The organism is Roseateles sp. GW821-FHT09G09, assembly GCF_059415965.1.
In genome coordinates this window covers 228,656-245,457 of the sequence record NZ_JBWKOG010000006.1, presented here as the reverse complement: position 1 = coordinate 245,457, position 16,802 = coordinate 228,656, and the positions used below count along the sequence as shown (strand labels likewise).

The 16,802-nt window shown below is 69.4% G+C and carries 15 protein-coding genes and 1 tRNA gene; 7 read left to right on the top strand and 9 right to left on the bottom strand.

From position 1 onward, the window contains the following. Positions 1–256: 256 nt before the first annotated feature. The gene (locus AC07O8_RS17755; protein WP_495049296.1) at positions 257–2,545 is read left to right on the top strand and encodes a S8 family serine peptidase; all 2,289 of its coding nucleotides are present in this window, start codon (positions 257–259) and stop codon (positions 2,543–2,545) included. 9 nt (positions 2,546–2,554) lie between these two features. Here AC07O8_RS17755 and AC07O8_RS17750 read toward each other — a convergent pair whose 3' ends face one another. From AC07O8_RS17750 to AC07O8_RS17735, 4 genes are read right to left on the bottom strand one after another with little or no spacing between them, the layout of a single operon-like run. After that, a complete protein-coding gene (locus tag AC07O8_RS17750) occupies positions 2,555–3,721 on the bottom strand; it encodes a HAMP domain-containing sensor histidine kinase (protein ID WP_495049295.1) in 1,167 nt (388 codons plus the stop codon). After that, the gene (locus AC07O8_RS17745; RefSeq protein WP_495049294.1) at positions 3,718–4,434 is read right to left on the bottom strand and encodes a response regulator transcription factor; all 717 of its coding nucleotides are present in this window, start codon (positions 4,432–4,434) and stop codon (positions 3,718–3,720) included. Before AC07O8_RS17745 ends, AC07O8_RS17750 begins: the two co-directional genes overlap by 4 nt. Next, a complete protein-coding gene (locus tag AC07O8_RS17740; protein WP_495049293.1) occupies positions 4,412–4,735 on the bottom strand; it encodes a 4Fe-4S binding protein in 324 nt (107 codons plus the stop codon). Before AC07O8_RS17740 ends, AC07O8_RS17745 begins: the two co-directional genes overlap by 23 nt. Next, on the bottom strand, positions 4,735–5,541 hold the full coding sequence (locus AC07O8_RS17735) for a hypothetical protein (RefSeq protein WP_495049292.1): 807 nt from the start codon (positions 5,539–5,541) through the stop codon (positions 4,735–4,737). Before AC07O8_RS17735 ends, AC07O8_RS17740 begins: the two co-directional genes overlap by 1 nt. A 325-nt stretch (positions 5,542–5,866) precedes the next feature. Between AC07O8_RS17735 and AC07O8_RS17730 the strand changes: the two genes are divergently transcribed. Next, positions 5,867–8,725: a valine--tRNA ligase gene (locus tag AC07O8_RS17730; RefSeq protein ID WP_495049291.1), complete on the top strand. Its 2,859-nt coding sequence runs from the start codon at positions 5,867–5,869 to the stop codon at positions 8,723–8,725. Here AC07O8_RS17730 and AC07O8_RS17725 read toward each other — a convergent pair. Then, entirely contained in the window at positions 8,667–9,641 is a 975-nt protein-coding gene (locus tag AC07O8_RS17725) for an NAD(P)-dependent oxidoreductase (protein WP_495049290.1), read from the bottom strand. The two genes, AC07O8_RS17730 and AC07O8_RS17725, sit on opposite strands and share 59 nt — an antisense overlap. A gap of 84 nt (positions 9,642–9,725) precedes the next feature. On the opposite strand from AC07O8_RS17725, the gene galU reads away from it, so the two are divergent. Next, positions 9,726–10,595 (top strand): UTP--glucose-1-phosphate uridylyltransferase GalU, encoded by an 870-nt coding sequence (galU, locus tag AC07O8_RS17720; protein WP_495049289.1) that lies wholly within the window; start codon positions 9,726–9,728, stop codon positions 10,593–10,595. Between the two features lie 154 nt (positions 10,596–10,749). On the opposite strand, the gene AC07O8_RS17715 is transcribed toward galU, so the two are convergent. The 3 genes from AC07O8_RS17715 to cysM form a co-directional block, all read right to left on the bottom strand. Then, complete coding sequence (locus tag AC07O8_RS17715) at positions 10,750–10,977, bottom strand: sulfurtransferase TusA family protein (protein WP_495049288.1); 228 nt, start codon at positions 10,975–10,977, stop codon at positions 10,750–10,752. A gap of 57 nt (positions 10,978–11,034) precedes the next feature. After that, positions 11,035–11,562 (bottom strand): NUDIX hydrolase, encoded by a 528-nt coding sequence (locus AC07O8_RS17710; protein WP_297526153.1) that lies wholly within the window; start codon positions 11,560–11,562, stop codon positions 11,035–11,037. Between the two features lie 113 nt (positions 11,563–11,675). Beyond that, positions 11,676–12,605, bottom strand: a complete 930-nt coding sequence (cysM, locus tag AC07O8_RS17705; protein ID WP_495049287.1) for a cysteine synthase CysM — start codon at positions 12,603–12,605, stop codon at positions 11,676–11,678. Between the two features lie 165 nt (positions 12,606–12,770). On the opposite strand from cysM, the gene AC07O8_RS17700 reads away from it, so the two are divergent. Continuing rightward, a tRNA-Leu gene (locus AC07O8_RS17700) sits at positions 12,771–12,855 on the top strand. A gap of 248 nt (positions 12,856–13,103) precedes the next feature. After that, positions 13,104–13,691: a rhomboid family intramembrane serine protease gene (locus tag AC07O8_RS17695; RefSeq protein WP_297526155.1), complete on the top strand. Its 588-nt coding sequence runs from the start codon at positions 13,104–13,106 to the stop codon at positions 13,689–13,691. Positions 13,692–13,779: 88 nt separating this feature from the next. On the opposite strand, the gene AC07O8_RS17690 is transcribed toward AC07O8_RS17695, so the two are convergent. After that, the gene (locus tag AC07O8_RS17690; protein ID WP_495049286.1) at positions 13,780–14,703 is read right to left on the bottom strand and encodes an NAD-dependent epimerase/dehydratase family protein; all 924 of its coding nucleotides are present in this window, start codon (positions 14,701–14,703) and stop codon (positions 13,780–13,782) included. A 54-nt stretch (positions 14,704–14,757) separates the two neighbouring features. Here AC07O8_RS17690 and AC07O8_RS17685 point away from each other — a divergent pair, with 54 nt between their 5' ends. Further along, on the top strand, positions 14,758–15,795 hold the full coding sequence (locus AC07O8_RS17685) for a CDP-6-deoxy-delta-3,4-glucoseen reductase (protein WP_495049285.1): 1,038 nt from the start codon (positions 14,758–14,760) through the stop codon (positions 15,793–15,795). A gap of 82 nt (positions 15,796–15,877) precedes the next feature. Next, complete coding sequence (locus tag AC07O8_RS17680) at positions 15,878–16,624, top strand: 2OG-Fe dioxygenase family protein (protein WP_495049284.1); 747 nt, start codon at positions 15,878–15,880, stop codon at positions 16,622–16,624. The last annotated feature ends 178 nt before the right edge of the window (positions 16,625–16,802 follow it).

Genomic DNA, 16,802 nt, shown 5'->3' with positions numbered 1-16,802 from the left:
CGAAAAGATCAATGAAATCGATTCGATGAAATCGATGGCGCCGGCGCCACACAGGTTCTGGCCGGCACACCGACTCGTCTCGGTAGGCGGATCGCCAGATGCCACTCGCATGGGTCGGTCGGCCGTCGTCAGCAGGCGTCGTCAGCGGGCGTCGTCCCCGGCCAGCCGCCGCCCGCACCCCAACATTGAAGGGTGAAGTCCGGACGGGCGTGCACCACACTTCAGCATTCGACGCGGCGCGCCGAGGAGAACCGACATGACCATGCTCAAAGTCTTCGCGGCCCCCGCCGACGTCGCCGCGATCGCACCCGACGCGCGCGTGGTCGAGCGTTATCCGGCGTTCGTCCTCATCGACGCCGCCGACGCCGATGCGGCGCGCCTCGTGCGCCAGTTCCCCGTCGAGGAGATGGCCGACCAGTACCGGCTCGAGATCGGTGGCGGCGGCGCGACCGACCCGACTGCCCGCACGGCCAAGTCGCGCACGCTCGCCACCAAGGCGGCGGCGCTGCCGCCGGGGGCCCACCACTACGTCGTCCAGTTCATCGGTCCGGTCAAGCGGCCGTGGCTGGCGAAGCTGCGCAGCGCCGGCGGCGCGCTGCGTCAGCCGATGAGCGGCTTCGCCTACGTGGTCAAGGCCGAAGAGGCCGCCCTCCGCGCCATCGAGGCCTTGCCGATGGTGCGCTGGGTCGGACACCTGCCCCACTCGGACCGCGTGGCGCCCGCGCTGGCATCCCCCGGCGGCGCGCCGGAGCTGCCGCGCCGGCGGGTCGTGCCGGACCTGCTCGTCGTCGAGGTCTTCGACGCGGCCGACCTCGGCACGATCGAGCGCGCCGCGCGCGGGCTGGGCTTCGCGGTCGTGTCGTCCAATCCGCGCGCCCGCGTGCTCAAGCTCCGCTTCGGGTCCGACGCGACGGCCAGGCAACAGCGCGACCAGCTCCGCGCGCTGTCCGCCGTGCACGGCGTGCGCTACATCCGCGAGCGCGTGGTGCCGCGGACCTCCAACAACGTGGCGACGACGCTGATGGGCAATGCCTTCTCGGCCGTCCAGGCCAGCGGGCTCAAGCTGACCGGCCAGGGCGAAACCGTCGCCGTCTGCGACACCGGCCTGGACACCGGCGATCCGGCGACCATCCACCCCGATTTCGCCGGCCGCATCGCCGCGATCAGGAGCTATCCGGTCACGCCCGACTGGAAGGTCTACGTCACCAACGCCGGCGCCGACGACGGCCCGGCCGACCTGGACTCCGGCCATGGGACGCACGTCGCGGGCTCCGTGCTCGGCAACGGCGGCGCGTCGGCCTCATTGCCCAAGCCGATCCGCGGGCACGCGCCGCAGGCGAAGCTGGTGTTCCAGGCCATCGAACAGCAGATGCAATGGAAGCCGGGCGCGCCGGCCGATCTCAGGGGCGAGCGCTTCCTGCTGGCCGGCCTGCCGTCGGACCTGGCCGGCCTGTTCCAGTTCGCGTACGACAAGGGCGCGCGCATCCATTCCAACTCGTGGGGCGGCGGCGACGCCGGCGACTACGACGAGCAATGCAGCCAGTTCGACGCCTTCGTCTGGAAACGCAAGGACATGTGCTTCGTGATCGCGGCGGGCAACGACGGCACCGATTCGGACGGCGACGGCCAGATCAACACGGGCAGCGTGACCTCGCCCGGCACCGCGAAGAACTGCATCACCGTGGGCGCCAGCGAGAACCTGCGGCCGGAGTTCGACGCCGAGCGCTACGGCGGCTGGTGGCCGGACGACTTCCCGGTCGCGCCCTACAAGGCCGATCCGATGGCCAACAGCGCCGACCAGGTGGCGGCGTTCTCCAGCCGCGGCCCGACGCTCGACGGCCGCATCAAGCCCGACGTCGTGGCGCCGGGCACCTTCATCCTGTCGACGCGCTCGACGCAGCTCGCGGCCAACAACTTCGCCTGGGCGGCCTTCCCGAAGAGCAAGCTCTACTTCCACATGGGCGGGACCAGCATGGCGACGCCGTTGACCTCGGGCGCGCTGGCGCTGCTGCGCGAGTTCCTGCGCACGAAGCGCGCCATCGCCGCGCCCAAGGCCGCGCTGTTGAAGGCGCTGCTGATCGCGGGCGCGCGGCGGCTGCCCAGGACGGCGCCCGCCGGCACCCTGCTGGACAACCACCAGGGCCACGGCGCCGTGAACCTGGACCGGTCGACGAAGGACGTGCTGCTGACCCTCGACGGCAAGGGTCTGGCCAGCGGACAGCTGGTGAACCAGGCGCTGCCGGTGACCAAGGCCGGCCGCACGCTGCGCGTGGTGATGGCCTATTCGGACTTCCCCGGCAAGGGCCTGATCAACAACCTGAACCTGGTGGTGACCGCACCGGACGGCACGCGACACGTCGGCAACCTGGCGACCAACGCGAGCGGTGCGAGTGGTGCGAGCGGCGCGCTGGCGATGGACACGCGCAACAACGTCGAGGTCGTGCAGGTGGCCAAGGCCCGCAAGGGCGCGTGGACCGTCACCGTGATCGCCTCCAACGTGGTGCAGGGGCCGCAGGATTACGCGATCGCGGCGGTGCTGGTCTGAGGCAGGCCCTCAGGGGAATCTCACCACGGCCTCGAACCCGGGCTGCGCGTTGCGCAGCTCGAGCCGGCTGCCGTGCGCCTCGGCGACCAGCCGGCACAGCGACAGGCCCAGGCCCACGCCGCCCTCGCTGCGCACCCGCGCCTCGTCGGGCCGGAAGAACGGCTGGCCGAGCTGCGACAGCACCTCCGGCGGCACGCCGGGTCCGTGATCGCGCACGGTGAGCGTCGCGCCCTCGCCGTCGCGTTCGACGCTGACCATCACCGGCCCGGCGTCGGGATCGTTGTGCCGCAGCGCGTTGTGCACCAGGTTCCGCAGCAGCAACTGCACCCGCATGCGGTCGAGCTTCAGCACCGGCAGGTCGCGATCGATACGCAGCGCCACGCCCGGCTGGTCCTGCTCGCGCGCCAGCGCGCCGAGGTCGCAGTCGCCGACCTGCAGCGCCCGATGGCCGCTGCCCAGCCGCTCGCTCTCCAGCAGCGCGGAGATCAGCTCCCGCATCTGCGCGAGCTCGTCCAGCAGCGCGTCCTTCGACGCCCCCTCGTCGACCAGCTCCGCATGCAGCCTCGCCCGCGTCAGCGGGCTGCGCAACTCGTGGCTGATCGCCAGCAGCAGCGCCCGCTTGCCGTCGAGCATCGCCTGGATGTCCTCGGCCATCTGGTTGAAGCGGTGCGCGAGGTCGCCGATCTCGTCGCGGTGGTAGATCGGGACGCGATGCTCGAGATCGCCCCGGCCGAAGGCTTCCGCGCCGGCCGCCAGCTCGCGCAGCGGCCCCACCAGATGGCGGATGCCGCCATAGGCAAGACCTGTCACCAGCAGCAGCAGCGGCACCGCACACAGCAGGCCGTAGTCGACCTGCATCGACGCCCACAGGATGGCGATGCCGGCGCAGGCCAGCACGACGAAGATCGCGATCAGCCGCGCGCCCAGCGAATGCTTGAAGTGCGCGTGATGCCGGTGCCAGCGCTGGTGCCAGCGGTTGCGCGCCCGCATGTGCCAGCGCCAGCCGCGCTCGCGCGGGAACGGGATGCCCTTGGCCTCCATCTCGGCCCAGCGGCGCATCTTCTCCAGCTGGTGCAGGCGCCGGACATGCCGCTCCCGGCGACGCCATCCGTCGCGCCGACGCTCTTGCTCACGAAGGTCGTGCCAGTGATCGTAGGGATGGCGCGGATCGTTCATGCGCCCTCCTCGCCCGCGGCCGGCAGCGCGAAGCAGTAGCCCGCGTTGCGCAGCGTCTTGAGCGCCTCCAGCGGTTCGAGCTTGCGGCGCATCCGGCTGACCAGGATGTCGACCGCCCGGGTGAAGATGTCGGCCTCCTGGCCGCGCAACTGGTTGAGGATCTCGTCACGGGAGAACACGCGCCCGGGTTCTCGCGCCAGCATCACGAGCAGTTCGTACTCGGTGCTGGTCAGCTCGACCGGACCGCTGGCCACGGTGACCTGCCGGCGCGCGGTATCGATGTCCAGGCCCACGAAACGCAGCGTCGTCGCGGCCGGCGCCGGCGCCGCCGCAGGGGACAGCCGCGTGCGACGCAGGATCGTCTGCAGCCGCGCCGCGAGCTCGCGCGGCTCGAAGGGCTTGGACAAGTAATCGTCCGCGCCCAGCTCCAGGCCGACCACGCGGTCGGTCAGGTCGCCGCGCGCGGTGAGCATCAGGATGGGGATCTCGCGCCACGGCGCGGTGCCGCCGCGCACGCGCTTGCAGAACGCGAAGCCGTCCATCTCCGGCAGCATGCCGTCCAGGATCAGCGCATCGAAGCGCTCCTCGGCCAGGCGGGCGAGCGCGGCGCTGGGCCGCGTCACCGCGCTCAACGCGAAGTCGAAGCGCGCCAGGTAGCTCGCCAGCGGCGCGGCCAGCGCCTCGTCGTCGTCAATCAGCAGCAATCGATGCATCGTGGCGTCCATTGTGGCTGTGCCGGACCAGCGTGATCGCCCGTTCCGGACAGGCCTTGACACAGTGCCCGCAGGCGCGGCACGCGTCGGCGTTCGGCGTGAAGGCCTGCTGCCAGCCATGCGCATACCCGCGCAGCTTGCCGAACAGGTTCAGCGCCTTGCGCCTGTCCACCGGCAGCGTGCCGACCGAGAAGACACCGTAGGGGCAGACCTCGACGCAATCGCCTTTGCCCTCGCAGCGGTTGCGGTCGATGACCGGCCGCAGCAGCCCCGGAGGCTGCCGGCAGTCGCGGCTGTCCATCAGAGGCCCCGGTCGTCGTTGCGGTCGTTGCCGCCGCGCCCATCGCGGCCATCGCGGCCGTCACGGCGATCGTGGCCATCGCGGCCATCGCGGCCCGCCCGGCGGCGCAACCGGCGCAGCAAAAAGCGCAGCATCTGCTGCTGGTCGAAGTCCAGCGCGTCGAAGAAGTCGCCGAAGGCGGCCACCAGCGCGGGGCCGGTCGCGCGCAGCGCCTCGATCTGGCCGTCGAAGAGTTCCTGCGCTTCGTCGCGGCGGAAGTTCTCGCTCTCGACGAGCCGCGCGACCTCGGGACCGCGCGCCAGCGCCTTCATCGCGCGCTTGGCCGTTTCCAGTCGACCGACCAGCCGCTCCAGCAGCTCGGACTGGCTGTCGCTCAGGTCCAGAAAGGCGCGGGCCCGGGCTTGCAGCCTCTGGCCGCGACCGGCGTGGTGGGCATCGGGTCCCAGGCCCCCGCCGAAGCCGTCCCCCCCATGACCGCCGTGGTGACCATGGCGACCGTGGTGGCCGTGGCGACCGTGTCCGCGTCCATGCCGTCCAGCCCCCCCGCCATGCCGGTGTCCAAGACCGCCCCAGCCCCAGGGGAACCCACCGAAACCGCCGAGGCGGAACCAGGGCCCGGAGACGGGCAGCGGGCCGTAGTAGCCATGGTCACACACAGGGCCGACAGGACCGAAGCGATCATCGTGGCCGAAGTGAGCGTGCTGACGTTCATGGTGGTGGCTCCAGCGTCGAAACAGATGCATGTTGCAATTCCTCGGTAAAGCCCGGGTGTCCGGGCGGTGAATCCATGTCGCCATGATTCCCATGCCCCCTCGCCAGGGCATCTCACCGCGGTATCGCTGTTTTTCGTTTTGTATCGCCGTTGCCCTGTCCGAGGGAATGCCTCCAAGGGGGGAACCGGGCGAAACGCAGCGGCAAACAACGTTTCTGCTGACACGACGCGTCAGGGAGTCGGGTTTCGACAGCCCCTCCTCGGTGGGGTGCCCTCCCTCTCTATCCCGCTCTGGGGTGTCCCCCGTCTCCGGGCGTCCGGACGGGGCGTCGCGGGGTCCCGCCGCCCTACAATCGCGGGCTGACCTTGTCCCTCGCCCAGATGACACCGCTCTACCCCGCTGAAAGGCGGCGCGCCCCATGACCGAACTCGCCAACTCCTTCGAACCCGCCTCTCTTGAAGCCCATTGGGGCCCGCTGTGGGAGTCCAAGGGCCTTTACGAGCCGACGCTCGATCCGGCCAAGCCGTCGTTCAGCATCCAGCTGCCCCCGCCGAACGTGACGGGCACGCTGCACATGGGCCACGCGTTCAACCAGACCATCATGGACTCGTTGACGCGCTACCACCGGATGAGCGGCCACAACACGCTGTGGGTCCCCGGCACCGACCACGCCGGCATCGCCACGCAGATCGTCGTGGAGCGCCAGCTGCAGGGCCAGGGCCAGAGCCGCCACGACCTGGGCCGCAAGAACTTCGTCGCCCGCGTCTGGGAATGGAAGCAGCAGTCCGGCTCGACCATCACCCAGCAGATGCGCCGCATGGGCGACTCCGTGTCCTGGGGCCACGAGTACTTCACGATGGACGAGAAGCTCTCGCCCGTCGTCGTCGACACCTTCGTCAAGCTCTTCGACGAGGGCCTGATCTACCGCGGCAAGCGCCTGGTGAGCTGGGACCCGGTCCTGAAGTCCGCCGTCTCCGACCTCGAGGTCGAGAGCGAGGAGGAGGACGGCTCGCTGTGGCACATCCGCTATCCGATGGCCGAGGGCGAGGAATCGCTGGTCGTCGCGACCACGCGTCCGGAAACCATGCTGGGCGACACCGCCGTCATGGTCCACCCCGAGGACGAGCGCTACAAGCACCTGATCGGCCGCCAGGTGAAGCTGCCCATCACGGGCCGCCTGGTGCCGGTGATCGCGGACGATTACGTCGACAAGGAATTCGGCACCGGCGTCGTCAAGGTCACGCCGGCGCACGACACCAACGACTACCAGGTCGGCCAGCGCCACCAGCTGCCGATGCTGACGATCTTCACGCTGGATGCGACCGTCGTGGACACGATGGACGAGATCCCGGCCGAATACCGCGGCCTGGACCGCTTCGCCGCGCGCAAGCTGATCGTCAAGTCGCTCGAGGACCAGGGCCTGCTGGTCGAGGTCAAGAAGCACAAGCTGATGGTGCCGCGCTGCACCCGCACCGGCCAGATCGTCGAACCGATGCTGACCGACCAGTGGTTCGTGGCCACCCGCAAGCCGGGCAAGGACGGCAAGTCCATCGCGCAGAAGGCGATCGACGTGGTCGCCAGCGGCGAGGTCAAGTTCGTGCCCGAGAACTGGGTCAACACCTACAACCAGTGGATGAACAACATCCAGGACTGGTGCATCTCGCGCCAGCTCTGGTGGGGCCACCAGATCCCCGCCTGGTACGGCAGCAACGGCGAGGTCTTCGTCGCCCATGACGAGGCCGAGGCCCAGGCCAAGGCCGCCGCGGCGGGCTACACCGGCCCGCTGACGCGCGACGAGGACGTGCTGGACACCTGGTACTCGTCGGCGCTGGTGCCCTTCTCGACGCTCGGCTGGCCGGCCAGGACGCTCGAGCAGGACCTCTTCCTGCCGTCGTCGGTGCTGGTCACCGGCTACGACATCATCTTCTTCTGGGTCGCCCGGATGATCATGATGACGACGCACTTCACCGGCCAGGTGCCCTTCAGGCATGTCTACATCCACGGTCTGGTGCTGGACGCGCAGGGCAAGAAGATGAGCAAGTCCGAGGGCAACGTGCTCGACCCGGTCGACCTGATCGACGGCATCGAGCTGGCCCCGCTGCTGGACAAGCGCACGCAGGGCCTGCGCAAGCCCGAGACCGCGCCCAAGGTCCGCAAGGCCACGGAGAAGGAATTCCCCGAGGGCATCCCCGGTTACGGCGCCGACGCGCTGCGCTTCACCTTCGCCGCGATGGCGACGCTGGGCCGCAGCGTCAACTTCGACAGCAAGCGCTGCGAGGGCTACCGGAACTTCTGCAACAAGCTGTGGAACGCCACCCGCTTCGTGCTGATGAACACGCAAGGCCAGGACTGCGGCCTGGTGGAGCACACGAAGGAGCAATGCGCGCCCGGCGGCAGCGCCCACGGCTACCTGCAGTTCTCGCAGGCCGACCGCTGGATCGTCAGCGAGCTGCAGAAGGTCGAGCAGGCCGTCGCGCAGGGCTTCGCGGACTACCGCCTGGACCAGGTCGCCAACGCGATCTATTCCTTCGTGTGGGACGAGTACTGCGACTGGTACCTGGAACTGGCGAAGGTGCAGTTGCAGACCGCGCAGGCCGAGGGCAACGAAGCCGCGCAGCGGGCGACGCGCCGCACGCTGATCCGCGTGCTGGAAACCATCCTGCGCCTGCTGCACCCGATCGCGCCCTTCATCACCGAGGAACTCTGGCAGACCGTCGCCCCGATCGCGGGCCGCAAGGCCACCGAGTACCTGGTCACGGCCGCCTACCCGGTCGCCCAGCCCGAGCGCATCGACCCGCAGGCCATCGCCTGGGTCGAGCAGCTGAAGTCCATCGTCGGCACCTGCCGCAGCCTGCGTGCCGAGATGGGCCTGAGCCCGTCCGACCGCGTGCCGCTGCTGGCCGGCGGCGACCTGTCCTTCCTGCGCGAGGCCGCACCGGCGCTGAAGGTGCTGGCCAAGCTGCAGAGCGTCGAGCTGATCGAGGACGAGGCCGCCTTCAACGCGCAGAGCGCGATGTCGCCGGTGCTGGTGCACGGTGCGGCACGCCTGGCGCTGAAGGTCGAGATCGACGTCGAGGCCGAGCGCGCCCGCATCGCCAAGGAGATCGCACGTCTGGAGGGCGAAGTGGGCAAGGCCACCGCCAAGCTGGGCAACGAGAGCTTCGTGGCGCGCGCGCCGGCGGCGGTGGTGGAGCAGGAACGTCAGCGCATCGCCGACTTCAGCGCCACCGTGGTTCGGCTAAAAGATCAGGCAGCGCGCCTGGGTGGGTCGGCCTGAATTCAGGCAGCACGGCGGGCGTGGACAGGATCTCCGAGATCCGCCGCGCCACGCTCCACGCGGCGCGCATCCGCGACTCGCGCGTCGTCGCCGCGATCCGCGGCGTGACCTGCAGGCCGGGCACGCCGTGCAAGGGACGCCCGGCTTCCATCAGGCCGGGCTCCATCAGGTCCAGCCAGGCGGCCAGCAGCCGGCCGCCTTGCAGCGCGTCGGCCAGCGCCTGTTCATCGAACAGGGCCGAGTGCGAGGTCGACACCAGCACCTGCGAGGGCTTGCAGAAGTTCAGCACCCGTTCGCCGATCAGGCCGCGATAACGCGGGAAGTAGGCGAGCTGCACGCTGACCGCATCCGCGGCCTGCATCAGTTCGCGCAGACCGTAAGGCTCGATGCCCCATTGACCCCACAGTGGGTCGGCATGGTGCAGGCTGGGGTCGTAACCGATCACGCGCGCACCAAAGGCCGGCAGCAGCGTCGCCAATTGGCGCGCCGACGGCGTCAGGCCGACCAGGCCGACCGTGGCGCATCCGAGCTCACGACCGACCCAATGCCCGTCCGCCCCCTGCACCGGCACGCGGCGCAGCAGCGCCAGCAGCGCGCCGATGACGAACTCGGCTTCCGCCGAGGCCGCCGCGGTCGGTGCGCGCACCACCTCGATGTTGGCGGCGCGGCAGGCTTCGAGATCGATGTTCTCCGCGCCGGCGCCGATGCGACCGACGGCACGCAGACGCGGCGCGCGTCGGACCATCTCCGCATCCAGTGCAATCGAGGCGGGCAAGAAAATTGCCTGGGCCTGCGCAACATGCTCTCTCAAGGTCAGCGGCGCCGCCGCCGGATCGGGTGCAGTCTGGATGACATGGCGCTCCGCCAGCCATTCCAGGACGTCAGCCTCCAGCGGTTCCAGGACTAGCACTGCCATGAGTGGTTTGGAGAGGTTTGTTTGATTTTCTTTCAGCTGCGCCGTGCAAGAATGCCTGCGCAATTACCGTCGGAGTGTACGTAAATGGCCCTCATCAACAAGGCAATCTTCCCGGTTGCTGGACTCGGCACGCGCTTTCTGCCCGCCACCAAGGCGCAGCCCAAGGAGATGCTGCCGGTGGTCGACAAGCCGCTGATCCAGTACGCGGTGGAAGAAGCCTACGCGGCGGGCATCCGTCAGATGATCTTCGTGAACGGCCGTAACAAGCGCGCCATCCCGGATCATTTCGACACGGCCTTCGAGCTGGAGACCGAACTGGAAGCCGCCGGCAAGAAGGAACTGCTGGCGATGGTGCATTCCATCAAGCCGGACGACATGGAGTGCATCTACATCCGCCAACCCAAGGCCCTGGGCCTGGGCCACGCGGTGCTGTGCGCGCAGTGCGTGGTCGTCAACGAGCCCTTCGCCGTGCTGCTGGCCGACGACCTGATGGTCGGCAAGCCCCCGGTGCTCAAGCAGATGGTGGACCAGTTCTCCGAATGGCAGGCCTCCATCCTGGCCGTCCAGGAAGTGCCGGCCGAGCACACCAAGCGCTACGGCATCGTGGCCGGCGCGGCGATCAGCGACCGCCTGATGGATCTCACCCACATGGTCGAGAAACCCGCGCCCGAGGACGCGCCGTCGCGCCTGGGCGTGGCCGGCCGCTACATCCTGACGCCGGGCGTGTTCCGCGAGATCGCGACCCAGCCGCGCGGCGTCGGCGGCGAGATCCAGCTGACCGACGGCATCGCCGCGCTGATGCGCCGCGAGAAGGTCTTCGCCTTCCGCTATGAAGGCAAGCGCTACGACTGCGGCAGCAAGGAAGGTTTCCTGCAGGCCAACGTCGAACTCGCGCTGGCCCACCCGGAACTCGGCGCCAGCTTCCGCGAATACCTCAAGGCCTTGGAAATCTGACCGCGCGGAACCCGTGCTGAACTTCTGACAGCAGGACTTCCCGTCACTGTCCCGTCATGAAGCGCGAAGGCCACGCAGAGCGTGGCCTTCTTCGTTTCCGGTGTTCGTTTCCGCGGTCTTCGATTCAGCGGTCTTAGATTCCGCGGCCTTCGATTCAGCGTCGCTTGAGCACGTGGATGAACTCGTCGCCCGCCGAGGTCTGCTCGACCAGTTCGTTGCCGGTCTGCCGCGCGAAGGCCTGGAAGTCGCGCGTCGAACCGGGGTCCGTCGCGACGACCTTCAGCAACTGACCGCTTTCCATTTCCGCCAGGGCCTTCTTGGCCTTGAGAATGGGCAGCGGGCAGTTCAGTCCGCGGGTGTCGAGTTCCTTGTGAATGTCCATGAGAGCGTCCTTGCCGCCGATGACCGGGGGCGATGCAGCAGATTCTAGTCAGGCACCTCAACCGCGAGGCGCCATCCACTTCGGTTCGATGCCGCGACCGCGCAGCCAGTCCGCCAGCGCCTGGCCCGTGCCGGCGGGCCAGCACTCGAGTTGCTCCGGCGGCGTCAGCGTGTACTCGACCAGCTCCGGCGACAGCACCACCTCGCCGCGCGCGGGCACGTGGTACGCGATGAGGACCTGGTTCTTCTTCTGGAAGTCGTAGACGCCGATCAGCGTCGCGCCGAGCGCCTCCAGCGAGGTCTCCTCCAGCACTTCGCGCCGGATGCCTTCCTCGGGCGATTCCCCGGCTTCCATGAAGCCGGTGATCAGGCCGAAGAACGGACCCGGCCACGCTGCATTGCGCGCGAGCAAGACCTGGCCCTCGCGGTCGACGCATTCGACGACGGCGGCCAGCACCGGCGTCGGGTTGTTCCAGTGGGTGAAGTCGCAGTTCGGGCAACGCAGCCGCGTCTTCGGGCCGCCGTCTTCCGGCAGTTCGATCCATGCCAGCTCACTGGCGCATTGCGGGCAGAAGCGGAAGCTCATGAGGGGTGGGCGTCGGAGCGCCTGCGTGTTGCGGGTGTTGCGGGTGTTGCGGATGCCGCGGATCTCGCGGATCGCGCGGAACCGGCATCATCCCCGATCCGCCGTGCCGCCGCTCAGGCGGGAAACACCCCGGTGGAGAGATAGCGATCCCCACGATCGCAGACCACGAACACGATCGTCGCGTTCGAGACCTGGCGCGCGATCTGCATCGCGACCCAGCACGCGCCGGCGGCGGAGATGCCGCCGAACAGGCCTTCCTCGCGCGCCAGGCGGCGGGCCATGTCCTCGGCGTCCGACTGGCCGACCAGCACCAGTTCGTCCACGGTTTCGGGGCGGTAGATCTTGGGCAGGTAGGCCGCCGGCCACTTGCGGATGCCGGGGATGCGCGAACCCTCGGCCGGCTGCGCGCCGACGATGCGCACCTCCGGATCCTTCTCCTTCAGGAAGCGCGACACGCCGGTGATGGTGCCGGTGGTGCCCATCGCGCTGACGAAGTGCGTGATGCGCCCGCCCGTGTCGCGCCAGATCTCCGGCCCGGTGGTCTCGTAGTGGATGCGCGGGTTGTCGTTGTTGGCGAACTGGTCGAGCACCCGGCCCTTGCCGTCGCGCTGCATCTGCTCGGCCAGGTCGCGGGCGTACTCCATGCCGCCGGAGCGCGGCGTCAGGATCAGCTCGGCGCCGAAGGCTTTCATCGTCTGCGCGCGTTCGACCGAGAGGTCCTCCGGCATGATCAGCACCATGCGGTAGCCGCGGATCGCCGCGGCCATCGCCAGCGCGATGCCGGTGTTGCCCGACGTCGCCTCGATCAGCGTGTCGCCGGGCTTGATCTCGCCGCGCTCCTCGGCGCGCCGGATCATGCTGATGGCCGGGCGGTCCTTGACCGAGCCCGCCGGATTGTTCCCCTCCAGCTTGGCCAGCAGCACGTTGCCGCGCGCCGCCAGTTCCGGCCCCAGCATGCGCTGCAGCCGCACCATCGGCGTGTTGCCGATGACGTCTTCCAGGGTCGGATAGCTCGTGGGGTCGAAGGCGCTTGCATCACTCATAGCCCCGCATTCTCTCAGTGGAGCCCTCGTCCTGCGTGGCATAATGTCTTTCTCATTTCGCGGCTCACCGTTGCCTCCGCGGCAACGCTTCCGGGCCTCGAAACAGATCGTTCAGATCATGCAGGCCGCCTCCGGGTAGCCTCGCACGCAGCAGCTTGCCGTGACGCCCGGATGGCGAAATCGGTAGACGCAGGGGACTCAAAATCCCCCGCCGCAAGGTGTGCCGGTTCGAGTCCGGCTCCGGGCACCACCCTCGAAGTGGTCAGGTCTTGGCAACTGCAACGCGTCCCTCCCCCTTCGGATGGTTCTCCCCATCGTTCCGCATCTTTCCCCAGGAAAGCCGTACGCGTCGCGGGCCGGGTCTTGCGCACGGCGCGGCTACACTGGCCCGAACGCATGGGCTGGACTGCCTGTCCCTTGCGCCTGCCTAACGCCCACGGCCCAACGGCCCAACGGCCCAACGCGCCACTCCCGGTGCCTTCTGAAGACGCCCGATCCATGCCCTTCATTCCTCCGGTGACCAAGGCCTTCATGCTGATCTGCGTGGGCCTGTTCTGTCTCCCGATCGTCATTCCGCCGCTGGGCGCGATGAACGTCCTGATGGCGTTGTGGCCGCTGAACTCCGGCAGATTCGAGTTCTGGCAGCCGATCAGCTACGCCTTCCTGCACGGCAGCTTCGGGCACCTGTTCTTCAACATGTTCGGGCTCTGGATGTTCGGCTCCGAGCTGGAGACGATCTGGGGCGGCAAGCGCTACGCGCAGCTGCTGGTGGCCAGCGCGCTGACCGCCGCGGCGGCGCAACTGGTGTTCACGCTGCTGATGGGCTCGTTCGCGCCGACCGTCGGCGCCTCCGGCGCGCTGTTCGGACTGCTGCTGTCCTACGGGCTGCTCTTCCCCGACCGGATCATCATGCCGCTGTTCCCGCCGATCCCGATGAAGGCCAAGTACTTCGTCGCCCTCTTCGGCGCCCTCGAACTGTTCCTGGGCATCACCGGCGGCAGCGGCATCGCCCACTTCGCCCATCTGGGCGGCATGCTCGGCGCCTGGCTGATGATCAACTACTGGCGCGGCAGCCGCCGGCGCTGATCGGCTCGGCACCTCGGGGCTGCGGGGCATCGGCGCTCCGGCGCCACAGCGCTTCAGCGTTTCAGTCCCCCTACGTCAGCCGCCTGCGTCAGCCCTCGACGGCGAGCAGCCCTTCGCGCGGCGTCGGGTAACGCAGCCGCAGGCGCAACTCGCGCCTGAGGCGCCGGTTGTCCATCCGGCGCGATTCGTTCATGAAACTCATCTGCATCGGCGTGAACACGCCAGGCGCCTCGGCGCGCGTCACGCGCGCCGGCGGCGCCAGGCCGCACAGGGACGCGGCGAGCTCGAAGTAATCCCCCATCAGCAGCTCGCTGTCGTCGCTCGCGTGCAGGATCCGCTGCGTCGGGCCGCGCACCAGCGCCAGCACGCAGGCGCGCGCCAGGTCGTCGGCCTGGATGTGGTTCGTGAAGACATCGTCCTCGCGGGCAAGGACCGGCAGCCCCTTGCCGAGCCGCTCGCGGGGATGCCCGCCGTCGCGATCGAACGCATAGATGCCGGGCACGCGCAGGATCGTCACCGGCGCGCCCGTCGCGCGGCCCCACTGGCGCAACTGGCCTTCGGCATCGACGCGGCGCCAGGCGCGGTCGTTGGACGGATTCACCCGGCGCGTCTCGTCGATGCGCGCGCCGCCGCAGTCGCCGTACACGCCGCTGGTGCTCGCATAGACCAAGTGGGCCGGCGGCGCCGAGCGCGACAGCGCCTGCAGCAGTCGCCGCGTGCGCTCATCGCTGCGCCCCTGCACCGCCGGCGGCGCCAGGTGCAGCACGCGGTCCGCGAGTCCCGCCAGCCGGCCCAGCGACGCGGCGTCGTCCAGGTTGCCGATCAGCGGGATCGCCCCGGCAGCCCGCAGTTCATCGACCCTCGCCGCGCTGCTGGTGAGCGCGAACACGGTCCATCTCCCGGCCAGCTGCCGCAGCACGCGCATCCCGACATCGCCGCATCCGACGATCAGCAGACGGCCGCGACGGCCCCGGCGGTGGAGGGAAGGCGAAGCAGGAGAGGCACCGGGCATGGGGTCGAAGCGGGGTGGGGCAAAATGGCGGGCCAGTTTAGTCATATCCCCACCATGAGCTTCCAGGTCACCGTCCTGCCCGCCGGCCGCAACTTCACCGTCGACGACGACGAAACCGTGCTGGCCGCGGCCATCCGCCAGGGCATCGGCCTGCCCTACGGCTGCAAGGACGGCGCCTGCGGCTCCTGCAAGAGCAAGCTGGTCGAGGGTCAGGTCGTGCACGGCGAACACCAGACCAAGGCGCTGCCGCCCGAGGACGAAGCCGCCGGCATGATCCTGACCTGCTGCGCGAAGCCACAGACGGATTGCGTGGTCGAGGCCCGCACCGTGCCCGGCGCCGGCGAGTACCCCGTGCTGAAGCTGCCCAGCCGCGTCATCACGGTCGAGAAGCCGGCCGGCGACGTCGCCGTGATCAGGCTGCAGCTGCCGGCCAACCAGAACCTGCAGTACCGCGCCGGCCAGTACGTGGAATTCATCCTGCGCGACGGCGCGCGGCGCAGCTACTCGATGGCCAACGCGCCGAGCCGGGTCGGCACGCCGCCGGCGATCGAGCTGCACATCCGCCACATGCCCGGCGGCAAGTTCACCGACCACGTCTTCGGCGCGCTCAAGGAGAAGGACATCCTGCGCATGGAAGGCCCGTTCGGCAGCTTCTTCCTGCGCGAGGACGGCGACAAGCCGATCGTGCTGCTCGCCTCGGGCACGGGCTTCGCGCCCATCAAGGCGATCCTGGAGCGCATCCAGGACCAGGGCATCACCCGCCCGGTGACGCTGTACTGGGGCTGCCGGTCCAAGGCCGACCTCTACCTGCACGACTGGGCCGAGGCGACCGCCGCCGCGATGCCCTCGTTCACCTACGTGCCGGTGCTGTCCGAGCCGAAGGCCGAGGACGGCTGGACCGGACGCACCGGTTTCGTCCACCAGGTCCTGATGGCGGACCTGCCGGACCTGTCGAAGCACCAGGTCTACGCCTGCGGCGCGCCGGTGATGGTGGAATCCGCGCAGCGCGACTTCGTCGCCGCCTGCGGCCTGCCGGCCGAGGAGTTCTACGCCGACGCGTTCACCTCCGAAGCCGACAAGCACGCCGGCTGATCGGAACGCCCAACGCACCGCGAAACCCGCGTTGGCGGCGTGACATGCGCCATCCGCGGCGCGAGGTTCCATACTTTCGGCCATGAAGCATTTCCCGCCGCCCTACTCCAGCGCCGCGCAGTTCGAACAGCAACTGCAGGACCTCGGTCACACCGTCATCGCGCCCGAGAGCCTGTCGCACTGGCTGCACTGCCAGGCCGCCGAGCTGCGCGGCCTGCAGACCTACTGGAACGACCTGCCCCCGGACGCCTACCTGCGCGACGGCGGCCGCTACCGCTTCCGCCGGCATGCCAGCTTCGTGGTGGACTCGCAGGCCGATCCGACGGTGCGCCTGGCGCCGCATCGCGCACACTGGCAGCCGGTGGACTACAACGCGCTGCACGGCGGCATCGAGCGCTGGTTCGAGCCGATGGACCCCGCCGCGGTCGACCTGCCGATCTGGCCGCGGCTGCTGCTGGGGCTGGCCTCGGTGGCGGACCGGCTCAAGGGCGCGCGGCCCTGGTTCGTCGAGGCGCACCAGTTCCGCATCGACACCGCGGGCGGCATCGGCCGGCCGACGCCCGAGGGCGCGCACCGCGACGGCGTGGACCTGGTGGCGGTCTTCATGCTGGCGCGCCACGGCATCAAGGGCGGCGAGTCGCGCGTCTTCGAGGCCGACGGCCCGCGGGGCCAGCGCTTCACGATGATGGAGCCGTGGACGCTGCTGCTGCTCGACGACGAGCGCGTCATCCACGAGACCACGCCCATCCAGCCGATCGATCCCGCCCATGCCGGCCACCGCGACACGCTGGTCGTGACGCTGCGGGCGGACGCCTTCATGGGGCGCTGAGCGCAGGATCTCCAGCGCAAGGCCTCCAGCGCGAGGCTTCCAGCGCGAGGCTTCCAGCGCGAGGCCTCAAGCGCGAGGCCTCAAGCGCAAGGCCTCCAGTGCAAGACGCTAAACTTCGGGACCCCCGCGCCACAAGCGTGGCGGGCCCCGCCGGACCGCCTCGGCCCGGTCTTCTTCA